The 14,877-nt window shown below is 62.6% G+C and carries 10 protein-coding genes; all 10 read left to right on the top strand.

Features of this window, described 5'->3' with window-relative positions:
* The first annotated feature begins 83 nt into the window (after nt 1–83).
* The 10 genes from C4J83_RS12145 to C4J83_RS12100 all read left to right on the top strand — a co-directional run bounded on the left by C4J83_RS12145 (nt 84) and on the right by C4J83_RS12100 (nt 14,830).
* Nucleotides 84–365 carry a peptidylprolyl isomerase gene (locus C4J83_RS12145; protein WP_010210937.1) on the top strand — a complete coding sequence of 94 codons (282 nt, stop codon included), beginning with the start codon at nt 84–86 and terminating at the stop codon, nt 363–365.
* A gap of 130 nt (nt 366–495) precedes the next feature.
* Nucleotides 496–2,358 carry an extracellular solute-binding protein gene (locus C4J83_RS12140; protein WP_119735356.1) on the top strand — a complete coding sequence of 621 codons (1,863 nt, stop codon included), beginning with the start codon at nt 496–498 and terminating at the stop codon, nt 2,356–2,358.
* Nucleotides 2,358–3,416 (top strand): microcin C ABC transporter permease YejB, encoded by a 1,059-nt coding sequence (locus tag C4J83_RS12135; protein WP_106580113.1) that lies wholly within the window; start codon nt 2,358–2,360, stop codon nt 3,414–3,416. The genes C4J83_RS12140 and C4J83_RS12135 overlap by 1 nt, the downstream gene beginning before the upstream one ends.
* Complete coding sequence (locus tag C4J83_RS12130; protein WP_164487925.1) at nt 3,416–4,438, top strand: ABC transporter permease; 1,023 nt, start codon at nt 3,416–3,418, stop codon at nt 4,436–4,438. The genes C4J83_RS12135 and C4J83_RS12130 overlap by 1 nt, the downstream gene beginning before the upstream one ends.
* 10 nt (nt 4,439–4,448) lie before the next feature.
* Entirely contained in the window at nt 4,449–6,020 is a 1,572-nt protein-coding gene (locus C4J83_RS12125; protein ID WP_124417142.1) for an ABC transporter ATP-binding protein, read from the top strand.
* Between the two features lie 147 nt (nt 6,021–6,167).
* Nucleotides 6,168–7,574 carry a sigma-54 interaction domain-containing protein gene (locus tag C4J83_RS12120; protein ID WP_119735359.1) on the top strand — a complete coding sequence of 469 codons (1,407 nt, stop codon included), beginning with the start codon at nt 6,168–6,170 and terminating at the stop codon, nt 7,572–7,574.
* Nucleotides 7,575–7,862: 288 nt separating this feature from the next.
* Nucleotides 7,863–9,254 (top strand): GntP family permease, encoded by a 1,392-nt coding sequence (locus C4J83_RS12115; protein WP_124417141.1) that lies wholly within the window; start codon nt 7,863–7,865, stop codon nt 9,252–9,254.
* A gap of 7 nt (nt 9,255–9,261) precedes the next feature.
* On the top strand, nt 9,262–10,035 hold the full coding sequence (locus C4J83_RS12110) for a 3-hydroxybutyrate dehydrogenase (RefSeq protein ID WP_119735360.1): 774 nt from the start codon (nt 9,262–9,264) through the stop codon (nt 10,033–10,035).
* Between the two features lie 161 nt (nt 10,036–10,196).
* Nucleotides 10,197–12,152 carry an acetoacetate--CoA ligase gene (locus tag C4J83_RS12105; protein ID WP_124417140.1) on the top strand — a complete coding sequence of 652 codons (1,956 nt, stop codon included), beginning with the start codon at nt 10,197–10,199 and terminating at the stop codon, nt 12,150–12,152.
* A 140-nt stretch (nt 12,153–12,292) separates the two neighbouring features.
* A complete protein-coding gene (locus C4J83_RS12100; protein ID WP_124417139.1) occupies nt 12,293–14,830 on the top strand; it encodes a PAS domain-containing sensor histidine kinase in 2,538 nt (845 codons plus the stop codon).
* Nucleotides 14,831–14,877 lie beyond the last annotated feature (47 nt).

Raw genomic sequence — 14,877 nt, 5'->3', positions numbered from 1 at the left:
CACCCAAACCCAACGGAACTTTGCCAACAAATAACCGCCTGAATCCGGTACGCTCACCCTTTTTATTCAAGGAGTTATTCCCCATGGCCAAAGCCACCGCCCGTCACATCCTCGTGTCCACTGAAGACAAGTGCAACGAACTCAAAGCCCAGATCGAAGGCGGCGCCGATTTCGCAGAAATCGCCAAAGCCAACTCCAGCTGCCCGTCCAGCCGCGACGGCGGCAACCTCGGTTCGTTCGGCCCAGGCCAGATGGTCAAAGAATTCGACACCGTCGTCTTCAGCGCCCCGGTCAACACCGTGCAAGGCCCGGTCAAGACCCAGTTCGGCTACCACCTGCTGGAAGTCACCAGCCGCCAGGACTGATCCAGTCTGTGCTGATGCTATAAACAACGGCCCGCCTTTTGGTGGGCCGTTGTGCATGTGATGACTGGCAAGGCTTAAGCCGATAACGTACACATCTCTATTCTTCTTCACCCGGCGCTCAAGGCTGACAATGCGATTGGCTTTTTCCATAAAATTCTGCAGCTCCGCCCTGGCCCTGCTGCTGGCCAGCACCGCTGTGATCGCGGCCCCGCAGACCTACCTCACGGTCTACGGCGAACCGGCCAAGTACCCCGCCGGCTTCACCCATTTCGACTACGCCAACCCCAACGCCCCCAAAGGCGGCAGCCTGCGGCGCTCGGCCATCGAGATCGGGCGTTTTGACCATGTGCTGCCGTACATCGACAAAGGCATTGGCGTCTCTCAGGTCGACGGCTGGCTCTACGCCCCGCTGGCCCAGCGTTCCCTGGATGAGCCCTACACCGTCTACGGCCTGGTCGCCGAGAAGATGGAGCGCGCCGACGACGGCCTGTCCCTGCGCTTCTACCTGAACCCCAAGGCGCGCTTCGCCGACGGCAAGCCGATCACCGCCGAAGACGTGCGCTACAGCTTCGACCTGCTGATGACCCAGGGCAGCCTGCGCTTTCGCACCCTGTTCGCCGACGTCAAGCACGTCGAAGTCGAAAACGAGCGCCAGGTGCGCTTCGATTTTTCCAGCAATGAAAACCGCACCCTGCCGCTGGATATCGCCACCTTGCCGGTGTTTCCCGAGCACTGGTGGAAAACCCGCGACTTCGCCAACGGCGGCGGCTACGAAGCCCCGCTCGGCAGCGGCCCGTATAAAGTCAGCAAGATCGACTCCGGCAGCACCATCACCTTCACCCGCGACCCGGACTGGTGGGGCAAGGACTTGCCCGTCAGCCGTGGCCTGTACAACTTCGATCACCTGAGCCTGGAGTACTTCGGCGATACCGAAGTGGCCCGTCAGGTGCTGCGCGGCGGTGCCTACGATTTCAACCGTGAGTTCTCCGCCACCGGCTATTCCATCGGCTACAACGGCCCGGCGCTGGACGACGGCCGCCTGCAACGTGCGCACCTGGCCAAAGAGATGCCGCAACCGGCCCAGGGCTATGTGTTCAACGTGCAGAAGCCGATGTTCAAGGACCGCCGCGTGCGCCAGGCCCTGGCGATGCTGTGGGATTTTGAATGGGCCAACCGGCAGATGATGCGCAACCTGTACATTCGCCAGCAGAGCTATTTTTCCAACAGCCCGCTGGCCGCCAGCCAGCTGCCAACCCAGGAAGAACTGGCCATTCTTGAACCGTTGCGCGACCAAGTGCCCGCTGAGGTGTTCACCCAGGTGTTCAAGGCGCCGGTCACCGACGGCAGCGGCATGATTCGCGACAAACAGTTGCAAGCCCTGGCACTGCTGGAAGCGGCAGGCTGGAAACCCAAGGGTGACAAGCTGGTCAACGCCGACGGCGAGCCGCTGGAATTCACTTTCCTCAATGCCCAGCCCGGCCTGGAACGCCTGCTGTTGCCGTACAAGCGCAACCTGGCACAGATCGGCATCACCCTGAATATCCGCCGCATTGACTCCTCGCAGTATGTGAACCGCATGATGGCCCGTGATTACGACATGATCGTCGTGGGCTTCCCGGTCACCACCTCGCCGGGCCTGGAGCTGTACAACTACTTCGGCTCGCAGGCGGCCTACGACCCCGGCGCCAATAACTACATGGTGCTCAAAGACCCGGCCGTCGACACGCTGATCAGCGGCCTGGTCAAGGCCACCACCCAGGCGCAGATGCTCACCTACGCCCATGCCCTGGACCGTGTGCTGCAATGGAATTACCTGTGGATCCCAAACTATTACCCGCCCGGCACCTCGGCCGCGTGGTGGAACCGCTTCGGCCGGCCGGCGATCGAGGCCAAGAACGACGAAGCCCTGGAAACCTGGTGGGAAATCAGCCCCACACCACTGACCAATGAACAAATGAACGCCGAGTTGAAAAAACGTGGAGGGGCCCGCTGATGTTTGCCTATATCGTGCGGCGCCTGCTGCTGATCATTCCGACGCTGGTGATCATCCTGCTGGTCAACTTCGTCATCGTGCAGGCCGCACCCGGCGGCCCGGTTGAACAGGCCATCGCGCACTTGCAAGGGATTGGCGGCGGCGGCATCGGCGGCGGCTCCGGCGAAAGTATCAGCGGCTCCCGCGCCAGCCGCGGCCTGGACCCGAAACTGATCAAGGACATCGAAAAACAATACGGCTTCGACAAGCCCGCCCCGGAACGCCTGTGGCTGATGCTCAAGAATTATGCGCAGCTGGACTTCGGCAACAGCTTCTTTCGCGGCTCGACGGTAATCGACCTGATCCTGGAAAAGATGCCGGTGACGATTTCCCTCGGCCTGTGGGCCACGTTGATCACCTACCTGGTGTCGATCCCCTTGGGAATTCGCAAGGCGGTGCGCCACGGCAGCAGTTTTGACGTGTGGAGCAGCACCGCCATCGTCATCGGTTACGCAATGCCGGCGTTCCTGTTTGCGATGTTCCTGATTGTGGTGTTCGCCGGCGGTACGTCGCTGAACTGGTTCCCGGTGCGCGGGCTGGTCTCGGAGAATTTCGAAGAGCTGAGCACCGTGGGCAAGATTGCCGACTACTTCTGGCACCTGGTGCTGCCGGTCACCGCGCTGGTGATCGGCGGGTTCGCCACGCTGACCATCCTGACCAAAAACTCTTTCCTGAATGAAATTACCCGCCAATACGTGGTCACTGCGCGCGCCAAGGGTTTAAGCGAACGGCGCGTGCTGTATGGCCACGTATTTCGCAATGCCATGCTGCTGGTGATCTCGGGGATTCCCCAGGCGTTCATCAGCGTGTTTTTCGCCGGCTCCCTGCTCATCGAGGTGATTTTCTCCCTCGACGGCCTGGGCCGCATGAGCTATGAAGCCGCCGTGTCCCGTGACTACCCGGTGGTGTTCGGCTCGCTGTTTATCTTCACCCTGTTTGGCCTCTTGATAAAACTCATCGGTGACCTCTGCTACACCCTGGTGGACCCGCGTATCGACTTCGCCGCGAGGAACGCCTGATGCTTGATTTGTCTCCGGTGGCGCGTCGGCGTTTCGAGCGCTTCAAGAAAAACCGTCGTGGCTGGTGGTCGCTGTGGCTGTTTATCGGCCTGTTTATCCTGACCCTGGGCGGCGAGCTGATCGCCAACGACAAGCCCTTGGTGCTCAGTTTCAAAAACGAGCTGTATTTCCCGGTGTTCAAGCGTTACACCGAGCAGCAGTTCGGCGGGCAATTGCCGTTCCAGGCCGACTACCGCAGTGACTACGTGCAAAAGCTGATCAAGCAGGACGGCGGCTGGATGCTGTTCCCGCCGATCCCGTTCAGCGATGACACGCCCAATTACGAACTGAGCCGCCCTGCCCCCAGCCCGCCCTCGGCGGTGAACTGGCTGGGCACCGATGATCAGTCGCGCGATGTGCTGGCGCGGGTGATCTTTGGCGCGCGCGTGTCGATCCTGTTCGCGTTGGCGCTCACCGCCATCAGCGCAGCCATCGGCATTGCCGCCGGCGCTTTGCAGGGTTATTACGGCGGCTGGGTGGACTTGCTGGGCCAGCGCGTCCTGGAAGTCTGGTCCGGGCTGCCGGTGCTGTACCTGCTGATCATCCTGTCAGGGTTCGTCGAGCCGAATTTCTGGTGGCTGCTGGGGATCATGGCGCTGTTTTCCTGGCTGGCACTGGTGGACGTGGTGCGCGCCGAGTTCCTGCGCGGGCGCAACCTGGAATACGTCAAGGCCGCACGTGCCCTGGGCCTGGGCGATGGCAAAATCATTCGCCGGCATATCCTGCCCAATGCCATGACCGCCACCTTGAGCTACCTGCCGTTTATTTTGACCGGGGCGATTTCCACCTTGAGCGCCCTGGATTTTCTCGGGTTCGGCATGCCGGCAGGCAGCGCGTCGCTGGGCGAACTGATCGCCCAGGGCAAGCAGAACCTGCAGGCGCCCTGGCTGGGCCTGACGGCGTTCTTCACCTTGGCGCTGATCCTGTCGTTGCTGGTCTTTATCGGCGAGGCATTGCGTGATGCCTTCGACCCCCGCTCATGAGTGACTGCCTATGAACCTCATTGAAATCCGCGACCTCAGTGTCGCCTTCAGCGGCCAGACCGTGGTGCGCAACCTGTGCCTGGACGTGCGCCAGGGCGAATGCCTGGCGCTGGTCGGCGAGTCGGGCTCGGGCAAGTCGGTGACGGCCCATTCGATCCTGCAACTGCTGCCCGAAGCCGGTACGCACACCACGGGCTCGGTGAAGTATCGCGGCCAGGAGCTGATCGGCGCGTCGGCGGCGACCCTGCAAAAGCTGCGCGGCAACCGCATTGCGATGATCTTCCAGGAGCCGATGACCTCGCTCAACCCGCTGCACAGCATTGAAAAACAGATCGGCGAAACCCTGCTGCTGCACAAGGGCCTGGGGGGCAAGGCGGCGCAGGCGCGCATCCTTGAATTGCTTGAGCTGGTGGGTATCCAGAAGCCCAGGGAGCGCCTCAAGGCCTATCCGCATCAGCTCTCCGGCGGCCAGCGCCAGCGCGTCATGATCGCCATGGCCCTGGCGTGTGAGCCTGAACTGTTGATCGCCGATGAACCGACCACCGCGCTGGACGTGACCGTGCAGCGCAAGATCCTGCTGCTGCTCAAATCCTTGCAACAACGCCTGGGCATGTCGCTGCTGCTGATCAGCCATGACCTTAACCTGGTGCGCAGCATTGCCCAGCGCGTGTGCGTGATGCGCGCCGGGGAGATTGTCGAGCAGGCCGACTGCCAGACGCTGTTCAACGCACCGCAACACCCTTACAGCCGCCTGTTGCTGGATGCCGAACCTGCCGGCGATGCGCTGTGCAGTGATGAACGCGAAACGGTGCTGCAGGTCGATGACCTGACGGTGCAGTTCCCCCTCAGCGGCGGGCTGTTTCGGCGCAAGACCTACCTGCGCGCGGTGGACGGCATCAGCCTCAGCGTGCAGCGCGGCAAGACCCTGGGGATTGTCGGCGAGTCGGGTTCGGGCAAATCGACCCTGGGCCAGGCGATCCTGCGTCTGCTCGACTCCACCGGCAGCATCCGCTTCCAGGGTGAAGCGCTCGACCCGCTGAACAATCAGCAAATGCGCCCGTGGCGCAAGCAGATGCAGGTGGTGTTCCAGGACCCTTACGGCAGCCTCAGCCCACGTATGTCGGTTGAGCAGATCATCAGCGAAGGCCTGGAAGTGCACGCGCCGTGCAGCTTGGCCGAGCGCGATGCGCAAGTGGTGCAAGTGCTCAAGGACGTGGGCCTCGACCCCGCCAGCCGCCACCGCTACCCCCACGAATTTTCCGGCGGCCAGCGCCAACGCATCGCCATCGCCCGCGCGCTGGTGCTCAAGCCGGCACTGATGCTGCTGGACGAACCGACCTCGGCGCTGGACCGCACGGTGCAAAAGCAGGTGGTGGCGTTGCTGCGTGAGTTGCAGGAGAAATACGGCCTGACCTACCTGTTTATCAGCCATGACCTGGCCGTGGTGCGCGCCATGGCCCATGACATGATTGTGGTCAAGGACGGCAAGGTGGTGGAACGTGGCGCGAGCCATAGCGTGTTCGAATCGCCACAGCATCCGTACACCAAAGAACTGCTGGCGGCGGCGCACATCCCCTTGTAGGAGCACGCTCTCCCCTGTGGGAGCGGGCTTGCTCGCGAAGGCGGCGTGTCAGGCAATACCTGCGGCACTGCTACAGCGCTTTTTCGCGAGCAAGCCCGCTCCCACAGGGTTGCGACTCCACCCTCCATTTGTGTTGACGGCATAAATATGAACATCAGCGACAGCCTCAAGGACTACCAACAGGTTCGCGGCCTGGCCATCCAGTCGCTGTTCGAAATCATCGAGCAGTCCAGCGAAGGCACGGTGATTGTCGATCGCGACGCCAATATCGTGTGGATGAACGAGCGTTACGCCAAGCGCTTCGGCCTCAAACGCGCCGACGAAGCCATCGGCCAACCGTGCGAGCAGGTGATCTCCAATAGCCTGCTCCGCCAGGTGGTGCGCAACGACCAGCCGATTTTGCTGGACATCCAGGACACGCCCAAAGGCCCGCTGGTGGTGATGCGCCTGCCCATTCACGATGACGCCGGCGCGGTGATCGGCGCGATTGGCTTTGCGCTGTTCGACGAGTTGCGCAACCTCTCGCCACTGATCGAGCGCTACCTGAGCATGCAGCAGGAGCTGGCGTCCACCCGCTCGCTGCTGCGCTCGCGGCAGAGCAAATACAACTTTGCGCATTTTATCGGCACCAGCGCGGCCAGCCTGGACGTTAAACGCCGGGCGCGGCGCAGTGCGAATGCCCAGTCGCCAGTGTTGCTGCTGGGTGAAACCGGTACCGGCAAGGAATTGCTGGCCCAGGCGATTCACGGCGCCTCGCCGCGTGCACACAAAGCTTTTGTCAGCATCAACAGCGCGGCGATTCCCGCGGATCTGCTTGAAGCCGAATTCTTCGGCACTGCGCCGGGGGCCTTTACCGGCGCCGACCGCAAAGGCCGTCCCGGCAAACTGCAGATTGCCCAGGGCGGCACGCTGTTTCTCGACGAGATCGGCGACATGCCCCTGCCGCTGCAAAGCAAACTGCTGCGGGTGTTGCAGGAAAAGGAATACGAGCCGGTAGGTTCCAACGAAATGCTGCACAGCGATGTGCGGGTGATTGCGGCCACGTCCATGGACCTGGAAGCGGCAATCAAGCGTGGCGAGTTTCGCGCGGATTTGTATTACCGGCTGAATGTGCTGCCGATCCAGGTGCCGCCGTTGCGCGAACGCCTGGATGACATCCCGGCGTTGAGCGAGGCGATTCTGGAGGAGCTGCGCAGCCAGCATGAACTGAACCGCGAGGCCCTGGCGTTGCTGGCGCAGCATGCGTGGCCGGGGAATATCCGCGAGCTGCGCAATGTGCTGGAGCGCGCGGCGTTGTTGAGTGATGACCTGGTGTTGGATGCCAACGAGATTCGCGCCGCGATTGGCACGTTCAGCCCGGTGGCGCGTGGCGCCGTAGCAACCGTCGAGGGCGAGACGTTTGCGGCGGCGCGCGAGCGGTTTGATCGGCAGGTGATTGAGGCAGCATTGGCGGCGTGTGAAGGCAACGTCGTGGAGGCAGCCAAGCGGTTGGGCCTGGGCAGGTCGACGCTGTACAAAAAGATGGTGGCGCTCGGCATTGCCCAGTCTCAATAAAGAGACACGATTCTCACTATAAAGACACTCTGATGTGGGAGCGGGCTTGCTCGCCAAAGCGGTGGTTCAGCAACTCATGAGCCGACTGATACGCCGCTTTCGCGAGCAAGCCCGCTACCACATTGGGTATTTACCTGTCTCTAAATAGAGATTAATTTCAGAATTACCGATCACAAATCAAAAAATATACTTATATTTCAACGAGTTAATAAACTGGCACACATCTAGCTATAGCCCCTCTCCAACGCATCACCCCACAAAAATAACAATTCGATCTGGAGACACACCATGAGTGTGATCATTGCCCTGGCAGCCCTCGCGCTGCTGATGCTGGCTGCCTACCGTGGCTACAGCGTGATCCTGTTTGCCCCCATCGCCGCCCTCGGCGCCGTACTGCTCACCGACCCGTCCGCCGTCGCCCCTGCGTTTACCGGGGTGTTCATGGAGAAAATGGTCGGTTTCATCAAACTGTATTTCCCGGTGTTCCTGCTCGGCGCGGTGTTCGGCAAGCTGATCGAGCTGTCGGGCTTTTCGCGTTCGATTGTGGCCGCCGCCATCGGTTTGCTCGGCACGCGCCAGGCGATGCTGGTGATTGTGCTGGTCTGCGCCCTGCTCACCTACGGTGGCGTGTCGCTGTTTGTGGTGGTGTTTGCGGTGTACCCGTTTGCGGCAGAGATGTTTCGCCAGAGCAATATTCCCAAGCGCCTGATTCCGGCGACCATCGCCCTCGGCGCGTTTTCGTTCACCATGGACGCCCTGCCGGGTACGCCGCAAATCCAGAACATCATCCCCAGCACCTTCTTCAACACCACCGCCTGGGCCGCGCCGTGGCTGGGCCTGATCGGCACGGTGTTCGTGTTCTGCACCGGCATGCTCTACCTGGCGCGCCAGCGCAACAAGGCCCAGCGTGCCGGCGAAGGCTATGGCACCGAGCTGCGCAACGAGCCGGAAACCGCGGACAACCTGGCGCTGCCCAACCCATGGATCGCGCTGTCGCCGCTGCTGCTGGTGGGCGTGATGAACTTGCTGTTCACCCACTGGATTCCGCAGTGGTACGGCAAGACTCACAGCCTCAGCCTGCCGGGCATGAGCGCGCCGGTGACCACCGAGATCGCCAAGCTCACCGCGATCTGGGCCGTGCAGGCGGCGTTGCTGGTGGGCATCGTCATGGTGCTGGTGTTCGGCTGGTCGGCGATCAAAAGCAAGCTTGCCGAAGGCAGCAAAAGCGCGGTCAGCGGCGCGCTGCTGGCGGCGATGAACACCGCGTCGGAATACGGTTTTGGCGCGGTGATCGCCTCGCTGCCGGGCTTTCTGGTGCTGGCGGACTGGCTCAAGGGCATCCCCAACCCGCTGGTCAACGAGGCGATCACCGTAACCCTGCTGGCCGGCATCACCGGTTCTGCGTCGGGCGGCATGAGCATCGCCCTGGCAGCGATGTCCGAGAGCTTTATTTCGGCGGCCCATGCGGCCAATATCCCCCTTGAAGTGCTGCACCGGGTCGCGGCCATGGCCAGCGGCGGCATGGACACTCTGCCCCACAACGGCGCGGTGATCACGCTGCTGGCGGTGACCGGGCTGACGCACCGCGAAGCCTACAAAGACATTTTCGGCATCACGATTATCAAGACCCTTGCGGTGTTCGTGGTGATCGGTACTTTCTACGCCACCGGCATTGTGTGAGGTTTTCATGACGACATTGAACGGCAAGACCGCCCTGGTTACCGGCTCCACCAGCGGCATCGGTTTGGGCATCGCGCTGAGCCTGGCAGAGGCCGGCGCCAACCTGATCCTCAACGGCTTCGGCGACGCCAGCGCGGTGATCGCCCAGGTACAGGCATTGGGCGGCAAGGTCGGCCATCACCCGGCGGACGTCAGCGACCCGGCGCAGATCGCCGACATGATCGCCTACGCCGAGCGCGAGTTCGGCGGCGTCGACATTCTGGTCAACAACGCCGGCATTCAGCATGTGTCGGCGGTGGAGGACTTCCCGGCCGAGCGTTGGGACGCGATTATCGCGATCAACCTGTCGTCGGTGTTCCACAGCACCCGCTTGAGCTTGCCGGGCATGAAAGCCAAGGGTTGGGGGCGCATCGTCAACATTGCCTCGGTGCATGGCCTGGTCGGCTCGGTGGGCAAGGCGGCCTATGTGGCGGCCAAGCACGGCGTGATCGGCCTGACCAAGGTGGTGGGCCTGGAGACCGCCACCAGCAACGTCACCTGCAACGCCATCTGCCCAGGCTGGGTGCTGACGCCGTTGGTGCAACAGCAGATTGATGACCGCGCAGCCAAAGGCGTGGACCCGCAGCAGGCGCAGCACGACTTGCTCGCGGAAAAACAGCCATCGCTGGCGTTTGTGACGCCGCCGCAGCTGGGTGAGTTGGTGCTGTTTTTGTGCAGTGAGGCGGGTGCCCAGGTGCGCGGTGCCGCGTGGAACATCGACGGCGGCTGGCTGGCCCAATAAAAACAGACACTGAAGATCGAATGTGGGCGCTGGCTTGCCTGCAATAGCGGTGGGCCAGCTGGCTCATTTGTCACAGATACACTGCTATCGCAGGCAAGCCAGCCCCCACAGTTTCGACCTGTGTTGGCTGCAAGATTTGTACAAGAACAAGAGACTTCCTCATGTCCGACATCCTCTGGCAACCCTCCCCCGAGCGCATCCGCAACACGCGGATGGACCAGTTCCGGCGCTTCATCAATCAACGCCACAGCCTGCAGCTGGCCGACTACCCCGCCCTGCACCAGTGGAGCATCGACCAGCGTCCCGACTTCTGGCAGGCCATCGTCGCGTTCTTCGACGTGCAGTTTCGCAGCCCGCCCACCGCGACGCTGATCGAAGGCACTCAGATGCCCAGCGCTCAGTGGTTTCCCGGCGCCACCCTGAACTTTGCCGAACACCTGCTGCGCCGTCGCGACGGTCACCCGGCGGTGGTCGCGATCAGCGAGGATGGCCAGCGCGAACAACTGACCTACGCCGAAGTGGCCGAACACGTCGCCGGCCTGCAACACAGCCTGCGCGCGGCCGGTGTCGGCGTGGGCGACCGCGTGGCCGCGTGCATTCCCAACACCTGGCAAACCCTGGTGGGCATGCTCGCCACCACCAGCCTCGGCGCGATCTGGTCATGCTCATCGCCGGACTTCGGCACCCAGGGCGTGATCGACCGTTTTGGTCAGATCGAACCCAAGGTGTTGATCACCTGCGCGGGGTATCGCTACGCCGGCAAGGGCATCGACCAAACGGCCAAACTGAATGAAATCCTCGCGCGCCTGCCGTCCCTCGAACAATTGATTATCGTGCCTTACGCGCGGCCTCAAGCGCGCGTCGCGGACTATCAGACCCAGGCCAGGGTGGCGCTGTGGGATGACTTCTACACCCCCGGCGGCGAGCCTGAATTTGTCGCGGTGCCATTCGATCACCCGCTGTACATCCTTTATTCCAGCGGCACCACCGGCGTGCCCAAATGCATCATCCACGGCACCGGCGGCGTGCTGCTCACCCACCTCAAGGAACACGGCCTGCACGCCGACCTGTCGCGCGAAGATTGCCTGTTCTACTACACCACCTGCGGCTGGATGATGTGGAATTGGCTGGTGTCGGTGCTGGCCCTCGGTGCCACGGCGGTGCTGTACGACGGCTCACCGTTTCACCCCGGGCCGGAACGCTTGATCGACCTGATCGACGCCGAGAAAATCAGCGTGTTCGGCACCAGCCCCAAATTCCTCGCCACCCTGGAAAAAGCCGGCGCGCAGCCGCGCCTGAGTCACTCGCTGAACAGCCTCAAAGGCCTGATCTCGACGGGCTCGCCGCTCTCGCCGCATAGCTACGACTACGTGTACCGCCAGATCAAGCGGGAGCTGTGCCTGTCGTCGATGTCCGGCGGCACCGATATCGTCTCCTGCTTTGTGATCGGCAACCCGGTGCTGCCGGTACGTCGCGGGCAGATGCAGTGCAAGAGCCTGGCGATGGCCATCGAAGTATGGAACGAGCAGGGCAAAGCGGTGATCGGCGAAAAAGGCGAACTGGTGTGCACCCGGCACTTTCCGGCCATGCCGATTGGCCTGTGGAACGACCCGCAGCTGGTCAAACTGCGCGCCTCGTACTTCAGCCAGTTTCCCGGCGTGTGGGCCCAGGGCGACTACGCCGAGCAATGCCCGACTGGTAGCTGGCTGATTCACGGCCGCTCCGACGCGGTGCTCAACCCCGGTGGCGTGCGCATCGGCACGGCGGAGATTTATCGCCAGGTGGAAAAAGTCCCGCAGGTGCTGGAAAGCCTGGCCATCGGCCAACGCTGGCAGGATGACGTGCGCGTGGTGCTGTTCGTGCGCCTTACAGACGGTATCGAGCTGGATCAGGCCCTGGAGCAGCAGATTCGCCAGGTGATTCGCGCCAACACCACGCCGCGCCACGTGCCGGCGAAGATCCTCGCCGTCACCGATATTCCGCGCACCATCAGCGGCAAGATTGTCGAGTTGGCGGTGCGCAATGTGGTGCACGGTGAGCCGGTGAAGAACACCGACGCCCTGGCGAATCCGCAAGCGCTGGAGCAGTTTCGCCAGCGCCCTGAGCTGGCCGAATGATGAAAGGTTTCAGCGCAAAAGCACTCAATTGAAGACAAAGTCCCAATGCATGCTATTTTTCGAGGGGTAGTCAGCCGCTCCCGTCTCGCGGGATAATCGGCTTTTGTTGTACTTCAAAGTGTCAGGTGTAGGGCTTTTTCATGAATGGAACATCCACCGGTAGTGAAGCCGCTGCATTGATTGCGCGGCTGGACTGGGCGCAAAGCCCCCTCGGTGAGGCCAACGACTGGCCGCAAAGTCTACGCACAGCGGTCGACATCGTGGTCCACTCACCGATGCCAATGCTGCTGCTGTGGGGCCCCCTGCTCACGCAGCTTTACAACGACGGCTTTGCGCGGCTTGCGGGCAACAAGCACCCTGGCGCGTTGGGCCAGCCGGCGCATGAGACCTGGCCGGAATTGGCCAGCTTCACCGCGCCTGTCTACGACGCCGTGCTGAGCGGCCAGGTGCGCACGTTCAGCGAGCAACGCTTTGTGCTGCAACGCAACCACCGCGATACCGAGATCTGGCTCGACCTGACCTACAGCCCGGTCCGCGATGAAAGCGGGACGGTGGCCGGTATCCTGGTCACCGCCATCGAAACCAACGAACGGCGCAGCAAAGCCCTCGAGCTGCAGCAGCGCTCCGAAGACAGCCTCAAGGCCCAGCACAGCACCGAGCAACGCCTGCAACTGGCGCTGGCGGCAACGGATGCGGTCGGCACCTGGGACTGGGACATCGGCGAAGACCGCTTTATTGCCGACGCCCACTTCGCCCACCTGCACGGCGTCGACCCGAGTGACGCCGGCCTGCTGCCCATCAGCGACTACCTGCAAGGCGTACACCCCGAAGACCGTGGCATGGTGGCGCGCAGCATCAAGCATTGCATCACCTTCGGCACCGAGTACGCCGAGGAATACCGCCTGCTGCAAGCCGACGGCCAGGTGCGCTGGGTGTTCGCGCGCGGGCGCTGTTACAAGGATCATCAAGGCCGCCCGGCACGCTTTTTAGGCGCAGCGCTGGACCTGACCGAACGCAAACACACCGAGCAGGCCCTGCGCCAAAGCCAGACCGAACTGCAGTTGATCATCAACGCCATGCCGGTGCTGATCGGTTACGTCGACCACGAACAACGTTTTCGCCTGAACAACAGCGCTTACCTCGACTGGTACGGCATGACGCCCCAGGAGTTGTACGGCAAGAGCATCCGCGAAGTGCTCGGCGATGAGGTGTATGCCGGGCGCGAAGACAAGATCGCGGCCGCGCTCAAGGGCAAGGCGTGCAGCTTCATGACCGTGACGCCCCACCACGACGGCCGACCGCGCCATGCACTGATGAAGTACTTGCCGCGCTTTAGCAATGACGGCTCGGTGAATGGCTTTTACATCTTCGTGATCGACGAGACCGAACGCAAACTCACCGAAGAAGCCCTGCGCCACCTCAACGAGAACCTCGAAGAACGCGTGGCCCAGCGCACCCAGGCGCTGGCCGAGGCCAACCAGCGCCTGCAAAACGAGATGTTCGAACGCGAGCGCGCCGAGGATGCGTTGCGCCATGCGCAGAAGATGGAAGCGGTGGGTCAGCTCACTGGCGGCATCGCCCATGATTTCAACAACATGCTCACCGGGATTATCGGCAGCCTGGACCTGATGCAGCGCTACATCGCCGCAGGGCGCAGCGACGAGATCGGCCGGTTTACCGACGCGGCGGTCTCCTCCGCTCACCGTGCGGCCGCCCTCACCCACCGGCTGCTGGCGTTCTCCCGGCGCCAGTCGCTCGACCGCCGCCCGCTGGACCCGAACACGCTGGTGGCGTCGCTGGAAGACTTGTTCCGCCGCACCAAAGGCGCGCATATCTCACTCAAGGTGCAGTTGGGCAAGGACATCTGGCCGGTGAATACCGATGCCAGCCAGTTGGAAAACGCCCTGCTGAACCTGGTGATCAACGCGCGCGACGCAATGCCCGACGGCGGCGAATTGGTGATTGAAACCGCCAACAGCTACCTGGACGGCACCGACATCACCACCCTCGAGCCGGTCAAGGCCGGCGACTACGTGATGCTCGGCGTGAGTGACAACGGCAGCGGCATGGCGCCGAAGATTCTGGCCAAGGCCTTCGACCCGTTCTTCACCACCAAGCCTATCGGCCAGGGCACCGGCCTGGGGCTGTCGATGATCTACGGGTTTGCCCAGCAATCGGGTGGCCACGTAACCATTCAAAGTGAACCCGGCCAGGGCACCTGCGTGCGCCTGTACCTGCCGCGCCTGCATGGCACCGCGCTGGAAAGCAACCTCCCGCAGCACCTGAGTGAAGCGCCGCTGGCACTGGCCGGTGAAGCGGTGGTCGTCGTCGAGGATGACCCCGCGGTGCGCATGCTGGTGGTCAATGTGCTGGCTGAACTGGGCTACACCGCCCACCAGGCGGCGGATTCACGCACGGCACTGCCGCTGCTGGAGTCGGATTTGCGCGTGGACCTGCTGGTGACCGACGTCGGCCTGCCGGGCATGAACGGCCGCCAATTGGCAGAAATCGCCCGCCAGCACCGGCCCGGCCTGCGCGTGTTGTTCATGACCGGTTACGCCGAAAAAGCCGCCGAGCGCCAGGGCTTCCTGGAGGACGGCATGGACATGGTGGCCAAGCCATTCTCGGTTGAGCTGCTGGCGACCAAAATCCGCAGCATGATCAGCGTCGATGAATGAGTTCAGGCATAATCGCGCGCCCTTACGTTTGACCGTTGCCAGGTAAC

The sequence above is a fragment of the Pseudomonas sp. LBUM920 genome (assembly GCF_003852315.1).
In the GTDB taxonomy this organism is placed as follows: Bacteria; Pseudomonadota; Gammaproteobacteria; order Pseudomonadales; family Pseudomonadaceae; genus Aquipseudomonas.
This window is presented reverse-complemented; position numbering and strand designations above follow the sequence as displayed.

Coding starts and splice junctions, on each gene's coding strand:
- C4J83_RS12145 (WP_010210937.1), top strand. CDS start 84: ATGGCCAAAGCCACCGCCCGTCACATCCTCGTGTCCACTGAAGACAAG.
- C4J83_RS12140 (WP_119735356.1), top strand. CDS start 496: ATGCGATTGGCTTTTTCCATAAAATTCTGCAGCTCCGCCCTGGCCCTG.
- C4J83_RS12135 (WP_106580113.1), top strand. CDS start 2,358: ATGTTTGCCTATATCGTGCGGCGCCTGCTGCTGATCATTCCGACGCTG.
- C4J83_RS12130 (WP_164487925.1), top strand. CDS start 3,416: ATGCTTGATTTGTCTCCGGTGGCGCGTCGGCGTTTCGAGCGCTTCAAG.
- C4J83_RS12125 (WP_124417142.1), top strand. CDS start 4,449: ATGAACCTCATTGAAATCCGCGACCTCAGTGTCGCCTTCAGCGGCCAG.
- C4J83_RS12120 (WP_119735359.1), top strand. CDS start 6,168: ATGAACATCAGCGACAGCCTCAAGGACTACCAACAGGTTCGCGGCCTG.
- C4J83_RS12115 (WP_124417141.1), top strand. CDS start 7,863: ATGAGTGTGATCATTGCCCTGGCAGCCCTCGCGCTGCTGATGCTGGCT.
- C4J83_RS12110 (WP_119735360.1), top strand. CDS start 9,262: ATGACGACATTGAACGGCAAGACCGCCCTGGTTACCGGCTCCACCAGC.
- C4J83_RS12105 (WP_124417140.1), top strand. CDS start 10,197: ATGTCCGACATCCTCTGGCAACCCTCCCCCGAGCGCATCCGCAACACG.
- C4J83_RS12100 (WP_124417139.1), top strand. CDS start 12,293: ATGAATGGAACATCCACCGGTAGTGAAGCCGCTGCATTGATTGCGCGG.